Origin of the sequence: Streptomyces sp. 4F14, from assembly GCF_048159485.1 — a bacterium.
Lineage (GTDB): Bacteria > Actinomycetota > Actinomycetes > Streptomycetales > Streptomycetaceae > Streptomyces.
Genome location: NZ_JBLRVY010000004.1, coordinates 46890 through 63593, shown reverse-complemented (window position 1 = coordinate 63593; position 16704 = coordinate 46890). Strand labels below are relative to the sequence as shown.

The following is a 16704-nucleotide window of genomic DNA, read 5'->3' as shown; positions in this document are numbered from 1 at the left end:
TCTTTCCGGGCCGGAGCCGGGCCGGGGCGAGTGGGGCGGCCGTCAGCAGGTCGGGGTCGGGCAGGGGGCGGGGACGGCCGAGGTGCGGGTCGTGTACTGGGGGCGGACCTGGGGTGGCCAGCAGTTGGGGACGAGGATGCCCAGGGCGTAGGCGCGGGCGACGAGCGCCGACCGGTTGGGGGCCTTGAGCTTCCGGAGCATCGCGCTGACGTGGTACTCGACGCCGTGGCTGCTGAGGCCGAGACAGGAGGCGAGCTGCTGGGTGGAGAGACCGGCCGCGAGCCCTTCGAGGATGTGCGCGGGCACCTCGGCGAGCGCCGGGGGTGCCGGGAGCAGCGGCGTCGGAAGTCCGAAGGGGGTGTCGAGGCGGATCGAGGCGAGCGCGATGTACTCGGTGCGGGACAGGTGGGGGGTCATGGACATCGCGACGCAGGACACGAGACAGTCGACGACCTCGCCCTGCGCGGTGACCATCGGCAGCGGTGCGCTGAACTGCGGCTGGGCACCCGCGAGCAGATGGGTCAGATGCTCGCGCAGGTGCGGCTGGGCCGGCTCGTGGAAGAACAGCGGGAACGGCCGGCCCCCCGGCTCGGGGGAGTCCGCCAGGAACAGGTCGGTGAACGGCTTGTTCGCGGCCACGACACGCAGCCGGGAGTCGACATGGACGACGCTCATGGCGGACGCCGCGTTGTCGTCGCCGAGATGAGCGGTGGTGTACCTGCCTTTGGGAGCGGTCGGCAAGGCGGTACCTCTTTCGTGGTGCAGTTGTTTGGCCGGTATGGTCGCACGGCCGACGGGCGTCAAAAAAGCCGCACGACGGATTTCTGGGACCCCTTTTCACTGAGTGGAACAACAGGCACGTTTCAGCGGGGGTATTTAGTGCCTTTGGGGCGATTTATCACCACGCACTACGGGTTCCCGTAGTGGAGTGCCGTTACTTGAATCCTGTAGGAAAAAACCAGGACGGACACCTGGGGAATTACTTCGGGCGAGAATATTAAATTCCCCGGATCGCTGGGCAGGAATTACTCGGAGGGGGAGGGATTCGCAAGAATTCATGGAGCGGGCAGGGATTTCTTGCCCCTGGACCACTTCCGGCCCGCAACTGACGCGTTAGCCCCTCACGGTCAGGGCACAGCCCGGTGTCACAGTTGGGGGTGCCGATGCTCGGGGAGTTGCTGCGCGGTCACCGGCGTCGGCTGGGGCTTTCCCAGGAGGAACTGGCCGACCGCTCGGGTGTCAGCGTGCGCACGATCAGCCACGTGGAGACGGGCCGTATCGCGAGGCCACGCCCGGCGACGGTACGGCACTTGGCCGACGCCCTGGGCCTCGCCGCAGCGCACCGCGAGGAGTTCCAGGAAGCGGCGACCGGCACACGACTCGCCCGAGTCCCCAACCAACTCCCGCCCGCCCACCTCCTGTTCACCGGCAGAGCCGAACAACTCGCCCGCCTGGACGCCGTCCTCGACAACGACCTGGCGATTTCGGCCATCATCGGCACCGCGGGCGTGGGCAAGACGGCCCTGGCCGTCCACTGGGCCCACAGCGTCGCCGACCGCTTCCCCGACGGCCGCCTCTACGTGAACCTGCGAGGCTTCCACCCCACCGCCGCCGCCGTCACCACCGAGGAAGCCGTCCGCGGTTTCCTGACCGCCCTCGACGTCCCCGCCGAACGCATCGCCCGCGACCCCGAGGCCCAGGTCGGGCTGTACCGCAGCCTCCTGACCGGCAAACGCGTCCTGCTCCTGCTGGACAACGCCCGCGACGCCGAACAGGTCAGACCCCTCCTGCCCGGCGCTCCCGGCTGCCTCGCCCTCGTCACCAGCCGCAACCACCTCACCGGCCTCGTCGCCACGGAGGGCGCCCACCCCGTCGTCCTCGGCCTGCTCGCCGAGGACGAGGCCCGCCACCTCCTCGCCCGCCGCCTCGGACCCGCCCGCGTCCTGGACGCGCCGGACGCCGTCGGCGAGATCGTCACCCGGTGCGCCCGCCTCCCCCTGGCCCTGTCGGTGGTGGCCGCACGGGCCGCCATGACACCGCAGTTCCCGCTCGCCACGTACGCCCGCGAACTGCGCGACGCGGGCGCCCGCCTCGACCCGTTCGCGGGCGACGACCCCGTGACGGACATCCGGGGCGTCTTCTCCTGGTCGTACCGCAGGGTCAGCCCCGAAGCGGCCCGCCTGTTCCGCCTGTTCGGCCTGCACCCCGGCCCCGACCTGACCGTGCCCGCCGCCGCGAGCCTGGCCGGCACCGACCGGGACACCGCCCGCGCCCTGCTCGCCGAACTGACCCGCGCCCACCTCCTCGACCAGCCCGCCCCCGGCCGCCGGGGCGCCCACGACCTGCTGCGCGCGTACGCCGCCGAACTCACCCGCGGCCACGACCCGGACCCTGACCGCCGCGCCGCCCTGCGCCGGCTCCTCGACCACCACCTGCACAGCGCCGCGGCCGCCTCCGAGGCCCTGAGCTGGTACCGCGACCCCGTCGCCCTGCCCGTCCCCGACCCGGCCGTCACCCCCGAGACACCCACCGGCTACGACCAGGCCCTCGGCTGGTTCGCGACCGAACTGCCGAACCTCACAGCGGCCGTCCACACCGCCGCCCGCACCGGCTTCGAGACCCACGCCTGGCAACTCGCCTGGACCCTGGTCAGCTACTTCGACCTCACGGGCCACTGGGCCGAATGGGCCGACACCCACGAGACGGCGCTGAGAGCCGCCCGCGCGAGCGGCGACACCGTCGGCGAGGCCCGCACCTGCCGCAACCTCGGCCGCGTCCGCTGCCGGCAGGGCCGCTACGAGGAGGCCACCGCACGCCTGCGCCACTCCCTGCACCTGTCCCGCGACCTCGGCGACCGAGTCGGCCAGGCCCAGGCGCTGCGCAACCTCGGCGGCGTCGAAGGACGCCTGGGCCGCTTCCCCGAGGCCCTCGACCAGGTCCGCCGGGCCCTCGGCCTGTTCCGCGCCGCCGGACACCGTGTGGGGGAGGGCCGCGCCCTCAACCAGGTCGCCTGGTGGGAGTCCCACCTCGGCGACCACCGGGCCGCCGTCGAACACGGCCGGCAGGCCCTGCGCATCCTCCAGGACCTCGGCGACCGCGACGGCGAGGGCGCCACCTGGGACACCCTCGGCCACGCCCACCACCACCTCGGCGACCACCAGGAGGCCATCACCGGCTTCCGGCACGCCGTACGCCTGCGCCGCGAACGCGGCGACCTCGCCGAGATCGCCGAGTCCCTCGACCACCTCGCCGCCACCCACCGCGCCGCCGGCGACCCCGGCACCGCCGCCCTCCTGTGGCGCGAGGCCCTGGAGTTCCTGGACCGCCTCGACCACCCCGACGCCCACCGCGTCCGCGCCCTCCTGAACGAGTTCACCGGCCCACTGCCCGACCCGGGCCCGGCTGCCGCCCGGTGAACTCGCCCCCACGCAGGCGCGGTACGCTCCCAGCCGAGGACGAGGCGGAGAGGAAGGGCCTGCCATGCGCGTGGCCGTATTCGGCGCCGGCTACATCGGTCTGGTGACCGGTGCCTGCCTGGCCGCGCTGGGGCACCGGGTCGTCGTACGGGACATCGTCCCCGAGCGGGTCGACATGCTCGACGCCGGACAGGTCCCCATCTACGAACCCGGCCTGGAGGAACTGATCCGCGAGCACCGCGAGCGGCTGACGTTCACCCTGGACGCCGCCGGCGCCCTGGAGGGGGCCGACGTCGCCTACATCTGCGTCGACACCCCGCCCACCGCCTCCGGGGACGCCGACCTCTCCCGGGTCTGGTCCGTCGTCGCCGACCTCGAAGAGGCCGCGCACCTGCGGGCCGTTGTCCTCAAGTCGACCGTCCCCGTCGGCACCGGCGCGAAGGTCCGCCGCGCCCTCGACGCGGCGGGCCTCGTGCACGTCGGCTACGCCGCGAACCCCGAGTTCACCGCCGAGGGCCGCGCCGTCGAGGACTTCCTGCGCCCCGACCGGGTCGTCGTCGGCTCCGACGACGAGGCCACCGCACAGCTCGTCGCCGACCTCCACCGAGGAGTCGAAGGCCCGGTCGAGCTCATGACTGTCCCCTCCGCCGAGATGGTCAAACTCGCCGCGAACGCCCTCCTCGCCACGAAGATCACGTTCATCAACGAGATCGCCGCCGTCTGCGAGCAGACCGGCGCCGACGTCGTCGAGGTCGCCCGCGCCGTCGGCATGGACCACCGCCTCGGCCCGCACTTCCTGGGCGCGGGCCTCGGCTACGGCGGCTCCTGCTTCCCCAAGGACTCCCGCGCCCTGCGCGCCATGGCCTCCAACAGCGGCTACCCCTTCCAGATGCTGTCGGCCGTCATCGAGGTCAACGACCTCCAGCCCCGCCGCGCCGTCCAGCGGATCAAGCAGGAACTCGGCACCCTCGACGGACGCCGCATCGCCCTGCTCGGCCTCACCTTCAAACCGGACACGGACGACATGCGCGAGGCCCCCTCCGCCGTCATCGCCGCCCGCCTCCTCGCCGAGGGCTGCGAGGTCACCGGCTGGGACCCCATGGCCCGCCTCGCCGCCACCGACCCCTGGACCCGGGTGCGCCGCGCGAAGACCGTCACCGAGGCCGCCGAGGGCTGCGACGCCCTGATCGTCGTCACCGAATGGGCCGACCTCCAGGACGTCGACTGGCAGGAGGTCGTCGCGGGAATGCGCGGCCGGCTCCTGTACGACGGCCGCAACGCCCTCGACCGGGACCGCCTGAGCGCCCTCGGCCTCACCTGCATGGGCGTGGGCCGGGCCACCGTCCGGCCTTGAGCGCCTGGATCACCGGGCAGGAGCCTCGGCCTGCGTGAACCACTCGACGGTCCGCTTCAGCCCGTCGGACAGGGCGACCCGCGGCTCCCAGCCCAGCAGGGCACGGGCCCGCCCGATGTCCGGCCGGCGGCGCCGGGGATCGTCCGGATGCGGCGCGACGTACGTCATGGGGGAGCGGCTGCCGGTGATCTCCACGATCAGCTCGGCCAGTTCGAGGACGGTGATCTCGTTCGGGTTGCCCAGGTTGACCGGGCCCGCCTCGGCGCTGTTCAGCAGCGCCACCAGGCCGTCGACCGTGTCGTCCACGTAGCACAGGGACCGCGTCTGCCGCCCGTCGCTCATCACCGACAGCGGCTCACCCCGTAACGCCTGCGTGATGAACGTCGGTACGACCCTGCCGTCGTCGGCGCGCATGAAGGGGCCGTACGAGTTGAAGATCCGGGCGATCGCCGTGTCGACCCCGAACTCGCCCCGGAACGCGACCGCCATCGCCTCCGAGAACCGCTTCGACTCGTCGTACACGGCCCGAGGTCCGACCGGGTTGACGTTCCCCCAGTACTCCTCGGTCTGCGGATGGACCAGGGGATCGCCGTACACCTCGGACGTGGACGCCAGCAGGAAACGCGCGCCCTTCTCGCGGGCCAGGACCAGCATGTTGTACGTGCCGTGGCCGCCGGCGCGCAGCGTGGCGACGGGCAGGTCGAAGTAGTCGACGGGGGACGCCGCGCACGCCAGGTGCGCGATCGCCGACACCGGCCCGTCGACCGTGAACGGCTCGGTGACGTCCGCCTCGACGAACCGGAACCGGGGATGCCCGGCCAGACCGGCGACGTTCGCCGGGCGGCCGGTGCACAGATTGTCGACACACACCACCTCGCTGCCCGCCCCCAGCAAGGCACGGCACAGATGCGAGCCGAGGAAACCGGCACCGCCGGTCACCACGACCCGCCCGGCCCCGGGCGAGGAAACCGTCGGTCTGCCAACGTCGCTCATGGCCCCAACTCCTTACGATCCGATGGGAAGCCTGGGGTCGGCCGAGGCGTACGGGCGCGGCCGGCCCGAGGAGTCCTGGATCCCGACGTCGGAGCACCCCGGTGCGCGGGGCAGGGCTGAGGTCAGCCCGCCCGGGCCGCCGTCCCCCGACGACCCTCGCGCCCGCCCGGTCGGCAAGCTCCGTCTCCCCCCGGAAGACCATCCCCCCGACACTGCCGCTCCCCACGCGACAGGCCGCACATCAGCCGATTCTGGCCCATAGTCACGCCCCGGTCCAGATCGTCGTACCGACCGATGACGTCCCGCCCGCACCACGCTTCCCCGCCGTCGCACGGCATGCCCACCGCCACAGCCCCGGCAGCCCGACAGCGGTCGTTCCCGTCGGGGAACAGGCGATGATGGAGGGGTGGCTGAGAACACCGAAGCGCAGTTGACGGGCCGTGACCCCGAACTCGCCGACCTCCAGGACGCCGTGGCGAACGGCACGACCCTGCTCCTGCTCGGCGAGCCCGGCACCGGCAAGACCCGCCTCCTGGCGACCGCCGCGGACCGCGCCCGCGCGCAGGGACACCTGGTCCTGACCGCACAGGGCAGCGAGGCCGAGGCCCACCACTCCTTCGCCTCGCTGCACCAGCTCCTGCTGCCCCTCCTGCACCGCACGGCCACCCTCCCCGCCCACCAGCGCACCGCCCTGGACACCGCGCTCGGCACGGCCCCCGCCGACACCCCCGCCGACCCCATGCTCCTGCGCCTGGCCGTCCTGACCCTCCTGACCGAGGCCGACACCGAGACCCGGACCAGGACCGAGACGGAGACCGGGACCAGGGCCGGAGCCACGACCGGCGTCACGACCACGACCGAGGCCGGAGCCGAGACCCCACCCGCCCCCAGCACCTCCCCCCGCACCGGCCTCCTCCTCACCGCCGACGACGTCCAGCACTTCGACCGCGACTCCCTCGACGTCCTCGCCTTCGTCCTGCGCCGCACCCACCGCATCCCCGCCCTCCTCGCCGCCCGAGGCCAGACACCCCCCGACGGCGTCCCCGCCGACCTCCGGACGACGCTCCTGGGCCCCCTGCCCGACCAGGCCGCCGCCGACCTCCTGGACGCCCAGCCGCACGCCCCCACCGGCAGAGCGCGCAGCGAACTCCTCGGGCAGGCCCACGGCAACCCCCTGGCCCTCATCGAACTGGCCCGCGCGGCCCGTCAGGGCGTCCTCCCCGGCGGCGGCCTCCCCCAGACGGAACGCCTCCAACGCCTGTACGCGGCACGGCTCCCCGCCCTCCCCGACACCACCCGCCGCCTCCTGCTGTACGCGGCGGCCTCCCAGTACGAGGACCTCGTCACCGTCATGGCCGCGGCCGGCGCCGGGGACGACCTCACGGCCTGGGCCCCGGCCGAGGAAGCCGGCCTCGTGACGATCGCCGACGGCCGCGTCCTGTTCCGCCACCCCCTCGCCCGGGCCGGCTGCTACCAGGCCGCCCCCGCCCACCGGCGCCGCGAGGCCCACCACGACCTCGCCGCCGCCCTCACCGACGACCCCTCCCGCCGAGCCTGGCACCTCGCCGCCGCCTGCCCCGGCCGCGACGAGTCCGTGGCCGCGGCCCTGGAGGACACCGCCCGCCTCGCCGAACGCTGCGGCGGCTTCCATGCGGCGGCCCGCGCCCTGCAACGCGCCGCCGAATGCAGCCCCGCCCCCGCCGACCGCGCCCGCCGCTACACCAAGGCCCTGCACGCCGCCACCAACGCCGCCGACCCCGCCTGGGTGCGCGAGCTGTACGACCAGGTCACCGCCCTCACCGACGACCCCGACGTCCTGTCCGTGGCGGCCTGCGGCGTCGCGATGGCCCTGTCCCTGCACGGCCACCAGCGCCAGGCGTCCCAGATCCTCGCCGGCGCCCTCGCCCCCACCCCGCCCACCTCGGGCATGACGGCGTTCGCTCTGGCCAGCGTCCTGGGCGCGGTCGCCTACCAGTCCGGCCTGCCCGAACCCCGCCGCCCCGTCGCCGCCCTCCTCGCCGGCGCCGGCACCCGCGACGGCGACACCCCGTACGCCGAACTGTCCAGCAACGGCAGCTGGGCCGCCGTACGCGCCACCACCCTCGCCGCCGCCGACCCCACCCACGCCCCCGCCCTCCTGCGCGACATCCGCCGCCCCGCCACCGGCCCCGCCCCCGCCGACCGGGTCGCCGACATGACCTGGACCCTCGGCATCGGCGGTACCGCCTGGTACGCCGACGAGTCCGACCAGTGCGTGGAGACGTTCCGCCAGGCGTACGCGGGCCTTCGCGCGTACGGCGCGATGGGCCCCGCCGTCCCCACGCTCACCGCGATGGCGGGCGCCCTCCTCGACACCGGCCGCTGGGCCGAGGCCGACGAACACCTGGAACGCACCGCCGCCCTCGCCGCCGTCCACGCCCTGCGGTTCCTGCGCGTCGACGTCGAGGCGCTGCGCGCGACGCTCCGGGCCCTGCGCGGCGAACCCGCGGGCCCCGGCCTCGCCTGGACGGCCGTCGACCTGGACGAGAACCGCGCCACCCACGCCCGCCTGCTGCGTGCGGAGGGCGCCGCCGCGACGGCAGCCGGCGACCACGAGGGCGCCTACCGGCACCTGCGCCGCCTGTTCGGCGAGGACGGCACCCCGCTGCACTACTTCCTGTCGCCCCGCTCGGTCGCCGACCTCGCCGCGGCCGCCCACCGCACCGGCCGCCAGGCGCGGACGGCCCCGGTCGTCGACGCCGTACGCACCGCTCTCGGACCCCGCCCCACGACCCGGACGACCCTGCTCCTGCACCACGCCGCCGCCCTCACCGGACCCGCGAAGGACGCCGAGCACCACTTCCGGCTCGCCACCGTCAACCCGGCCGCCGACCAGTGGCCGCTGGCCCGCGCCCAGGCGAGGCTGCACTACGCGCAGTGGCTGCGCAGACGCCGCCGCCCCCTCGACGCCCGCCCCCTGCTGGCCGTCGCGCTGGAGACGTTCACCCGGCTCGGCGCGGCCGGCCTCGCCGACGAGGCGCGCGTCGAACTGCGCGCCAGCGGCGTGGGCACGACACCGGCGGGCGGCGACCCGCTGGCCGACCTCACCGCCCAGCAGCGTGAGATCGTCCGGCTCGCGGCGAAGGGGCTGCGCAACCGGGAGATCGCGGAACATTTGATGGTCTCGCCGCGCACCGTCAGTTCCCACCTGTACCAGGTGTATCCGAAACTGGGGGTGAGCAGCCGCAACCAGCTCCGGGACCTCGTCGAGGACCTGTGAGAGCCTGCGCTCCGAACCCCACCGGCACGCCGCAAGGAGGCGCGTGAACCCGGACCGTGTAGTCCTCGACCCCCTCGTCCGACGGCTCGTCGACGCCTCGGCCGGCCCGCCCTACCTGCACCGCATCGGCCCCGTCGACGGCCGCCAGGCCCTGCTGGAGATGCAGGGCCACCCGGACGACGACCTCGACGCCGAGTTCCGCGTCGCCCCCGTCGGCCCCTCCGGGCTCGTCGGCTTCTGGCTCTTCCGCCCCCGCCGCACGCCCGGCCCGCACCCGGTCGTCGTCTACCTGCACGGCGGCCGGTGGATGCTCGGCGACGCCCGCACCCACGCCCGCCTCGCCGGCGAACTCGCCGACCTCAGCGGCGCCGCCCTCGTCGTCCCCGAGTACACCCGCACCCCCGAGGCCCGCTACCCGGTCGCCCTGGAGGAGTCGTACGCCACCCTCACCTGGATCGCCGCCCAGGCCCCCGGCCTCGGCCTCGACGGCCGCCGCATCGCCGTCGCCGGGGACTGCGCCGGGGCCACCCTCGCGACCGCCCTCACCCTGACCGCCAAACAGCGCGGCGGCCCCCGCCTGCGCGCCCAGCTCCTGTACTGCCCGATGACCGACCCCGACGCCGACACCGACTCGGCACGCCGCTTCGCGTCCGGCTACTTCCTCACCCGCGAGGCCGTCGCCTGGTACTGGCAGGAGTACGCCGACCACCCCGACGACCTCACCGAACCCACCGCCGCCCCCCTGCGCGCCACCGAGGCCGACCTCGCGGGACTGCCCGCCGCCCTGATCGTCTCCGCCGAGGCCGACGTCGTGCGCGACGAGGGCGAGGCGTACGCGCGCCTGCTGCGCCGCGCGGGCGTCCCCGTGACCGCCGTCCGCTACCTGGGCACGGTCCACGACTTCGTCTCCCTGAACTCCCTGCGCGACAGCCCGCCCACCCGCGCCGCGATCCGGCAGGGAGCCCGGTTCCTGGCCTCGGCCCTCACACAGTCAACTTACTGATGCGCCGGACCCGGACCCTTGCGAGGCTGGGGGACACCACCCCACGACCAGGGAGAACCCCATGTCCGAGCCCGTAGACCCGGTACTGGAACCCGCCGCCCGCGCCTTCGCCGAGGCCACCGCGAACCCGCCCTACCTCTTCGACCTCCCCCCGGCCGAGGGCCGCAAGGCCGTCGACGACGTCCAGTCCGGCGAGATCGACAAGCCCGACGTCGACGAGGAGTGGGTGACCGTCTCCGGCGGCCCCACCGGCAGCGTCCGCGCCCGCATCGTCAAGCCCGCCGGTACCGACGGCACCCTGCCCGTCATCGTGTACATCCACGGCGCCGGCTGGGTGTTCGGCAACGCCCACACCCACGACCGGCTCGTGCGCGAACTCGCCGTCGGCGCGGGCGCCGCGGTCGTCTTCCCCGAGTACGACCTCTCGCCCGAGGCCCGCTACCCGGTCGCCGTCGAGCAGAACCACGCCGTCGCCCGCTGGATCGTCGAGCAGGGCGCCGGGCACGGCCTCGACGCCACGCGCATCGCCGTCGCCGGGGACTCCGTCGGCGGCAACATGGCCGCCGCCCTCACCCTGCTCGCCAAGGAGCGCGGGGACGTCCCGCTGGTCCAGCAGGTGCTGTTCTACCCGGTCACCGACGCCGCCTTCGACACCCCGTCCTACCACCAGTTCGCCACCGGCTACTTCCTGCGCCGCGACGGCATGCAGTGGTTCTGGGACCAGTACACGACCGACGAGGCCGACCGCGCCCGGATCACCGTGTCCCCGCTGCGCGCCACCACCGAGCAGCTCACCGGCCTGCCCCCGGCCCTCGTGATCACCGCCGAGGCCGACGTCCTGCGCGACGAGGGCGAGGCGTACGCCGCGAAACTCCGCGCGGCCGGCGTCCCCGTCACCGCCGTCCGCTTCCAGGGCGCCATCCACGACTTCGTGATGCTCAACGCCCTGCGCGGCACGCAGGCCGCCGGGGCGGCCATCACCCTGGCCACGGACACGCTGCGCACCGCCCTGCACCCCGCCTGAGCCCGGGGCCGTGACCACACCGGCCACCGGCACGCCGTACCCCGCTCGACCTCCAGGAGAGACATCACCATGTCCACCCCCACCGCCGTCCTCGTCCACGGTGCCTTCGCCGACGCGGCGAGCTGGTCCGGCGTCGTCGCCGAGCTGCGCGGCCACGGCATCCCCGTGATCGCGCCGCCCAACCCCCTGCGCGGCCTCGCCTCCGACGCGGCGTACATCGCGTCCGTGGCCGCCCAGACCGACGGCCCCGTCGTCCTCGTCGGCCACTCCTACGGCGGCGCGGTCATCACCGTCGCGGGGGCCGGCGAGAACGTCGTCGGCCTTGTGTACGTCGCCGCGTACGTCCCCGAGCAGGGCGAGAGCCTCGGCGAACTCCAGGGGCGCTTCCCGCTCGCGCCGCTGGTGAGCAACCTGCGGGAATGGTCGTACCCGACGGGGGACGGGGCCACCGCGACCGAGGTCACCATCCAGGCCGACGCCTTCCCGGAGATCTTCGCCGCCGACGTCCCGGCCGCCACGACGTCGGTCCTCGCCGTGTCCCAACGCCCGCTGGCCGCTGCCGTCTTCGACGAGAAGGCGACGACCGCCGCCTGGCACACCAAGCCCTCCTGGGCCGTCGTCGCCGACGCCGACCAGGCCATCAACCCCGACGTCCAGCGCTTCGGCGCGGACCGCGCGGGCGCGAGGACCACGGAACTCACCGGAGCTTCCCACGCGGTCGCGGTGTCACGGCCGGCGGAGATCGCGGCGGTGATCCGCGAGGCGGTCGAGGCGACTGGCTGAGCCACTGAGCGACTGAGCCACTGGGCCGGTGGTGGTGGGGATTGGCTGAGCCACTTTGCCTGATGCGGTGGTGAAGTGGCTCAGCCACTCTGCCTGCGGCCGTGGCGAAATGGCTCAGCCACTGCGCCAGTCGTGCGCACGACACCGCGTGCACCACCGGCCCCACCGGCCCCCCGCCTCACCCCACCACCCGAGGCCGCACCACGAGTTCGTTCACATCCACCCCCTCCGGCTGCGACACGGCGTACGCGACGGCCTCCGCGATCGCCGACGCGGGCAGCGCCACCGCCCGGTACGTCCGCATCGCCTCCCGCGCGACCGGATCCGCGATCCCGTCGGCGAGTTCGGACTCGGTCACCCCGGGGGAGACGAGGGTTACCCGCACACCCCCGGCACTCTCCTGCCGCAGCCCCTCGGAGATCGCGCGGACGGCGAACTTTGTCGCGCAGTACACGGCGGCGGTGGGGGACACCTCGTACGCCCCGACGGACGCGACGTTCACGAAGTGCCCGCCCCCCTGCTCCCGCATCACCGGCAGCGCGGCGGCGATCCCGTGCAGCACACCGCGCACGTTGACGTCGATCATCCGGTCCCACTCCGCGACCCGCAGCGCGTCCAGCGGTGACAGCGGCATCACCCCCGCGTTGTTGACGACGACGTCGACCCGCCCGTACCGCTCCCGGGCGGCGTCCACGAACTCCCGTACGTCGTCCAGGGATGTCACGTCGAGCCGCCGGTACGCGGCCCCGATCTCCTTGCCGAGCGCTTCGAGCCGGTCCACGCGCCGCGCCCCGAGGAACACCCGGTGCCCGTCGGCGGCGAGCCGCCGCGCGCTCGCCTCCCCGATCCCGCTGCTGGCGCCGGTGACCAGTACGACCTTCATGCCCATGACTCCTGTCCGGTGGGGTACGCCGACGACTCTGGACGGTGTGAACAGGGCGAACCAGGACGGCCGTTGCCTGGGTACGGCACACCCAGGCACGCGCCCGCGCCGCGCCCTAACCTGGAGGCATGACCGGCAACCACCTGGGGGAGTTCCTCCGCGCGCGCAGAGCGGCCCTCGGCCCCGGCGACGTCGGCATGGCGAGCCACGGCATGCGCCGGGTCGCGGGGCTGCGCCGCGAGGAGGTCGCCGTGCTGGCCGGGATGAACGCGGACTACTACACCCGCCTCGAACAGGGCCGCGAACGCCGCCCCTCGCCCCAGGTCGTCGAGGCGCTCGGCAGCGCCCTGCATCTCGCCCCCGAGGCCCGCACCCACCTGCACCGCCTCGCCGGAACCACCCCGAACACCCTCACCCCCACCACGGACCGGGTCAGCCCCGCCCTGCGCCGCCTGCTGGACGCCCACCTGGACACCCCGGCGTTCGTCGTCAACCGCACCCTGGACGTCCTCGCGGCGAACGCCCTGACCAGGGCCCTCTACTCACCCTTCGAGCGCCTCGACAACCTGGCCCGCATGACGTTCCTCGACCCGGCGGCCCGGCAGGTGCACACGCGGTGGCAGAGCACGGCCGAGTCCGTCGTCGGCCACCTCCGCGAGGCGGCGGGCCCTGACCCCGGCAACCCGCGCCTGCGCGAACTCGCCGGCACGCTCGGCGAGGACTTCGCCCGCCTGTGGCGCACCCACACCGTGCGCGGCAAGACGTCCGGCACGAAGCACCTCCACCACCCGGACACCGGCCCCCTCACCCTGACCTACCAGTCCTTCGACGTACGCGAGGCCCCGGGCCAGCAACTCGTCGTCTACCAGGCCGAACCCGATAGCGTCACCGCCCTGCGACGGCTTCGACCAGCCCTCTGATGTCCGCGAGGTCCGCCTCGAACTCGGCCGTCAGGTCCAGCGGCAGGTCCAGCCAGGGCGCGAGCCTGCCGTGCGCGGGAAGGTCGCCCTCGGGAAGCTGACCCCGCCGCCCGCGCGGGTCGACGCTGCCGGGGGAGAAGCGCCCGGACGCCTCCGACGCCGCGAACCCGATCACGAACGTACTGATCAGCCGCTCCAGCCGGGGCACCTCCGGCTCCGGCACCCCCGCCTCGATGAGGGCCGCGTAGATGAGGTCCACCGCGCGCACGGCGTCCGGGGTGACGGCGGGCCGGGAGAAGAGGAGCTGCGCGGCCCACGGATGACGCCGGGTCACCTCCCGGACGGCGTGCGCGAGGGCGGCGAGCCGCTCGTCCCAGGGTCGCTCCTCGACCGCGCCCGACGGCAGCGCGACGAGCAGCCGCCCGAGCATGCCGTCCAGCAGCGCCGCCTTGTCCTTGACATGCCGGTACAACGCCATCGGCGTCACCCCGACCCGCTCCGCCAGCGCCCGCATCGACACCGCTTCGAGGCCGCGCTCGTCGGCGATCGCCAGCGCCGCGTCCAGGATCTCTTCCCGCCTGCCCGTCATGGGTCTACAGTGTAGACGTATACGGCGTATACGTCCTTGGAGGCAGACATGCTCACCGCGACCGGCCTGGTGAAGTCCTACGGCCCGTGCCGCGCCCTCGACGGCTTCGACCTGACCGTCGCCCCCGGCGAGATCGTCGGCCTGATCGGCCACAACGGCGCCGGCAAGACCACCTTCGTCGAGACCGTCACCGGCCTGACCGAGCCCGACGCGGGCCACCTCCGCATCGGCCCGCACGCCACCCCGCGTGCGGCCCGGCACCTGATCGGCGCGGCTCCCCAGGAACTGGCCCTCTACGGCACCGTCAGCCCCCGGGAGAACGTCCGCCTCCTCGCGGGCCTCGCCGGCCTGCGCGGCCGCCGCCGGGACGCCGAGATCACCCGCGTCCTGGAGGAACTCCACCTCACGGCCGTCGCCGACCGCCCCACCGCCACCCTCTCCGGCGGCCAGCGCCGCCGCGTCCAGGCAGCCACCGCGATGGTCGGCTCACCCCCGCTCCTCCTCCTGGACGAACCGACCGCGGGCGCTGACCCCGAAACACGTGCGGCCCTGCTGGACGCGGTGAAGGCACGCGCCGCCGCCGGGGCCGCCGTCGTCTACCTCTGATATTGGCCAGTGCTCCGGCGTTTACGCCGGGGGTGAAGGCCATCTCAAAACTGCTCTGACCCGCGCTGTTGCACGGGCCGGCACTGTTTGCCTCACCTCACGGGACGCTTCTGGTTTTCGATGTACTGGCGGACGACGGTCAGCGGTGCGCCGCCGCATGATCCGGCGAAGTAGGAGCCGGACCAGAAGTGTCCGCCCCACAGGTACCTGCGGACGTGGGCGTCGTACTCCTTGCGCAGGATGCGGGAGCTGACGCCCTTGAGGGAGTTGACCAGCTTGGAGAGCTGGACCTTGGGCGGGTAGTGCACGAGCAGGTGGACGTGGTCTTCCTCGCCGTTGAACTGCTTCAACTCGGCCTCGAAGTCCGCGCACACCTCCCGCATGATCTCTTCACAGCGCGTCAGCATCTCGTCGGTGAACGCCCCGCGCCGGTACTTGGTGACGAAAACCAAGTGGGCGTGAAGGTTGTAGACGACGTGTCTTCCCGTGCGCACGTCGGGATTCGGGTTCCATCTCGGTGACATAAGCCGAATGATAGGCTGTGCTCGTGAGCAGCCGACCTGTATGGGAAAAGCGGCAGTTCGGGCACCGTGCCCGCCTGGCGCTGACCCCTGCACAGGAACAGGCCATCGACGCGCAGGCCCACGCCGCACGAGCGGCATGGAACCTGCTGCACAACCTGTGGTCGATGACGCCGAAGTGCACCAGGTCTCTGACCCGCATGGATCAGACACTCCGGCAGGCCCGCAAGGACATCGACTGGCTCGGCGTGCTCCCGGCGCAGGCCACGCAGGCGGTACTCAAGACGTACATGCGGGCGTGGAGGAACTGCTGGGAAGGCCGAGCCGAGGAGCCCGCGTTCAAGTCCCGTGTCCGGTCGGTGATGTCCGTGGACATCCCCCAGGGCCGGGACCTGCACATCAAGCGGGTGCACCGCCGGTGGGGCATGGTCAACATTCCCAGGGTCGGACGCATCCGGTTCCGCTGGACCAGGGATCTCCCGGTCGGGAAAGCCGCGAACAGTGACAACCGGATCACCGGCGCCCGACTCGTCAAGGACTCCCTGGGCTGGCACATCGCCTTCCGTGTTACCGCCCTGGAGCGCAAGCCTGCCGAGCACACCGGCCCCGAGGTCGGCATCGACGCCGGAGTCAACATCTCCCTCGCCCTCTCGGACGGCAACCACCAGGACCACGGCCGACCGCCCCGCCTCCCGGACGGCAGCGCCGACCGGGACAAGTGGCTGAACAAGGAGGAGAAGGCCAAGCTGCTCCGCCTGGAGCAGCGGGCCGCGCACCGCAAGAGCTTCCGCAAGCCCAAGGAGCGGACCTCCAACCGGCTGCACCGCTCCTACGACCAGATCCGGCAGCTCCGCGCAAGAGCCACGCGCCGAGCCACCGACTGGCAGCACCGGACCACGACGAGCCTCGCCCGTCAGTACGGCGTGATCGTGGTGGAAGACCTGCACATCACGAACATGACCAGGTCCGCCAAGGGCAGCGTCGAGAATCCCGGGAAGAACGTCGCGCAGAAGTCCGGCCTGAACCGGTCCATTGCCCAAGAGGCGTGGGGCCGTACCGTGACCATGCTGACGTACAAGACCGCCCGCCATGGCGGAACTCTCATCAAGGTCCCCGCCCCGTACACCTCCCAGCGATGCTCAGCCTGCGGGTTCATTACCTCCGGCAGCCGGGAGACCCAGGAACTGTTCGTGTGCAAGAACCCCGACTGCGGATGGACCGGCAACGCTGACCACAACGGAGCCCGGAACGTCTTGCACCTGTACCGGATCGGCCACACCATGGAGATCCCGGCTGCCGGGAGGGCAGTCGTAAGGCGCACCCGTGGCGTCAAGCCCGCCACCGCAAGGTAGA

General features: G+C 73.2%; 14 protein-coding genes. 9 read left to right on the top strand and 5 right to left on the bottom strand.

Features of this window, described 5'->3' with window-relative positions; all coding sequences use genetic code 11:
* Positions 1-42: 42 nt before the first annotated feature.
* Positions 43-741 (bottom strand): LuxR C-terminal-related transcriptional regulator, encoded by a 699-nt coding sequence (locus tag ACLZOT_RS07270; RefSeq protein WP_416967917.1) that lies wholly within the window; start codon positions 739-741, stop codon positions 43-45.
* Positions 742-1142: 401 nt separating this feature from the next.
* On the opposite strand from ACLZOT_RS07270, the gene ACLZOT_RS07265 reads away from it, so the two are divergent.
* Both ACLZOT_RS07265 and ACLZOT_RS07260 read left to right on the top strand, forming a co-directional pair.
* A complete protein-coding gene (locus ACLZOT_RS07265) occupies positions 1143-3416 on the top strand; it encodes an ATP-binding protein (RefSeq protein ID WP_416967916.1) in 2274 nt (757 codons plus the stop codon).
* Between the two features lie 64 nt (positions 3417-3480).
* Entirely contained in the window at positions 3481-4770 is a 1290-nt protein-coding gene (locus tag ACLZOT_RS07260; protein ID WP_416967915.1) for a UDP-glucose dehydrogenase family protein, read from the top strand.
* A 9-nt stretch (positions 4771-4779) separates the two neighbouring features.
* Here the strand turns inward: ACLZOT_RS07260 and ACLZOT_RS07255 are convergent, their stop codons facing one another.
* Positions 4780-5763 (bottom strand): UDP-glucuronic acid decarboxylase family protein, encoded by a 984-nt coding sequence (locus tag ACLZOT_RS07255; RefSeq protein ID WP_416967914.1) that lies wholly within the window; start codon positions 5761-5763, stop codon positions 4780-4782.
* Positions 5764-6169: 406 nt separating this feature from the next.
* Here ACLZOT_RS07255 and ACLZOT_RS07250 point away from each other — a divergent pair, with 406 nt between their 5' ends.
* From ACLZOT_RS07250 to ACLZOT_RS07235, 4 genes are all read left to right on the top strand, one after another.
* The gene (locus ACLZOT_RS07250; RefSeq protein ID WP_416967913.1) at positions 6170-9022 is read left to right on the top strand and encodes an AAA family ATPase; all 2853 of its coding nucleotides are present in this window, start codon (positions 6170-6172) and stop codon (positions 9020-9022) included.
* A 43-nt stretch (positions 9023-9065) separates the two neighbouring features.
* A complete protein-coding gene (locus tag ACLZOT_RS07245; protein WP_416967912.1) occupies positions 9066-10025 on the top strand; it encodes an alpha/beta hydrolase in 960 nt (319 codons plus the stop codon).
* Between the two features lie 61 nt (positions 10026-10086).
* Positions 10087-11049 (top strand): alpha/beta hydrolase, encoded by a 963-nt coding sequence (locus tag ACLZOT_RS07240; protein ID WP_416967911.1) that lies wholly within the window; start codon positions 10087-10089, stop codon positions 11047-11049.
* 69 nt (positions 11050-11118) lie between these two features.
* Entirely contained in the window at positions 11119-11832 is a 714-nt protein-coding gene (locus ACLZOT_RS07235) for an alpha/beta fold hydrolase (RefSeq protein WP_416967910.1), read from the top strand.
* A 178-nt stretch (positions 11833-12010) separates the two neighbouring features.
* On the opposite strand, the gene ACLZOT_RS07230 is transcribed toward ACLZOT_RS07235, so the two are convergent.
* Entirely contained in the window at positions 12011-12715 is a 705-nt protein-coding gene (locus tag ACLZOT_RS07230; protein WP_416967909.1) for an SDR family oxidoreductase, read from the bottom strand.
* Between the two features lie 128 nt (positions 12716-12843).
* Here ACLZOT_RS07230 and ACLZOT_RS07225 point away from each other — a divergent pair, with 128 nt between their 5' ends.
* A complete protein-coding gene (locus ACLZOT_RS07225; protein WP_416967908.1) occupies positions 12844-13635 on the top strand; it encodes a helix-turn-helix transcriptional regulator in 792 nt (263 codons plus the stop codon).
* Here ACLZOT_RS07225 and ACLZOT_RS07220 read toward each other — a convergent pair.
* On the bottom strand, positions 13601-14224 hold the full coding sequence (locus tag ACLZOT_RS07220) for a TetR/AcrR family transcriptional regulator (RefSeq protein ID WP_416967907.1): 624 nt from the start codon (positions 14222-14224) through the stop codon (positions 13601-13603). The genes ACLZOT_RS07225 and ACLZOT_RS07220 overlap by 35 nt on opposite strands.
* 48 nt (positions 14225-14272) lie before the next feature.
* Between ACLZOT_RS07220 and ACLZOT_RS07215 the strand changes: the two genes are divergently transcribed.
* Positions 14273-14830: an ABC transporter ATP-binding protein gene (locus tag ACLZOT_RS07215; RefSeq protein WP_416967906.1), complete on the top strand. Its 558-nt coding sequence runs from the start codon at positions 14273-14275 to the stop codon at positions 14828-14830.
* Positions 14831-14922: 92 nt separating this feature from the next.
* On the opposite strand, the gene tnpA is transcribed toward ACLZOT_RS07215, so the two are convergent.
* Positions 14923-15354 carry an IS200/IS605 family transposase gene (tnpA, locus tag ACLZOT_RS07210; protein WP_416967905.1) on the bottom strand — a complete coding sequence of 144 codons (432 nt, stop codon included), beginning with the start codon at positions 15352-15354 and terminating at the stop codon, positions 14923-14925.
* 23 nt (positions 15355-15377) lie between these two features.
* On the opposite strand from tnpA, the gene ACLZOT_RS07205 reads away from it, so the two are divergent.
* A complete protein-coding gene (locus ACLZOT_RS07205; RefSeq protein ID WP_416967904.1) occupies positions 15378-16703 on the top strand; it encodes an RNA-guided endonuclease InsQ/TnpB family protein in 1326 nt (441 codons plus the stop codon).
* The last annotated feature ends 1 nt before the right edge of the window (position 16704 follow it).

What these genes read in the sequence shown, in the direction of transcription:
- ACLZOT_RS07260 (WP_416967915.1), top strand. Translation starts at nt 3,481, where the DNA reads ATGCGCGTGGCCGTATTCGGCGCCGGCTACATCGGTCTGGTGACCGGT.
- ACLZOT_RS07255 (WP_416967914.1), bottom strand. Translation starts at nt 5,763, where the DNA reads ATGAGCGACGTTGGCAGACCGACGGTTTCCTCGCCCGGGGCCGGGCGG.
- ACLZOT_RS07240 (WP_416967911.1), top strand. Translation starts at nt 10,087, where the DNA reads ATGTCCGAGCCCGTAGACCCGGTACTGGAACCCGCCGCCCGCGCCTTC.
- ACLZOT_RS07235 (WP_416967910.1), top strand. Translation starts at nt 11,119, where the DNA reads ATGTCCACCCCCACCGCCGTCCTCGTCCACGGTGCCTTCGCCGACGCG.
- ACLZOT_RS07230 (WP_416967909.1), bottom strand. Translation starts at nt 12,715, where the DNA reads ATGAAGGTCGTACTGGTCACCGGCGCCAGCAGCGGGATCGGGGAGGCG.
- ACLZOT_RS07225 (WP_416967908.1), top strand. Translation starts at nt 12,844, where the DNA reads ATGACCGGCAACCACCTGGGGGAGTTCCTCCGCGCGCGCAGAGCGGCC.
- ACLZOT_RS07220 (WP_416967907.1), bottom strand. Translation starts at nt 14,224, where the DNA reads ATGACGGGCAGGCGGGAAGAGATCCTGGACGCGGCGCTGGCGATCGCC.
- ACLZOT_RS07215 (WP_416967906.1), top strand. Translation starts at nt 14,273, where the DNA reads ATGCTCACCGCGACCGGCCTGGTGAAGTCCTACGGCCCGTGCCGCGCC.
- tnpA (WP_416967905.1), bottom strand. Translation starts at nt 15,354, where the DNA reads ATGTCACCGAGATGGAACCCGAATCCCGACGTGCGCACGGGAAGACAC.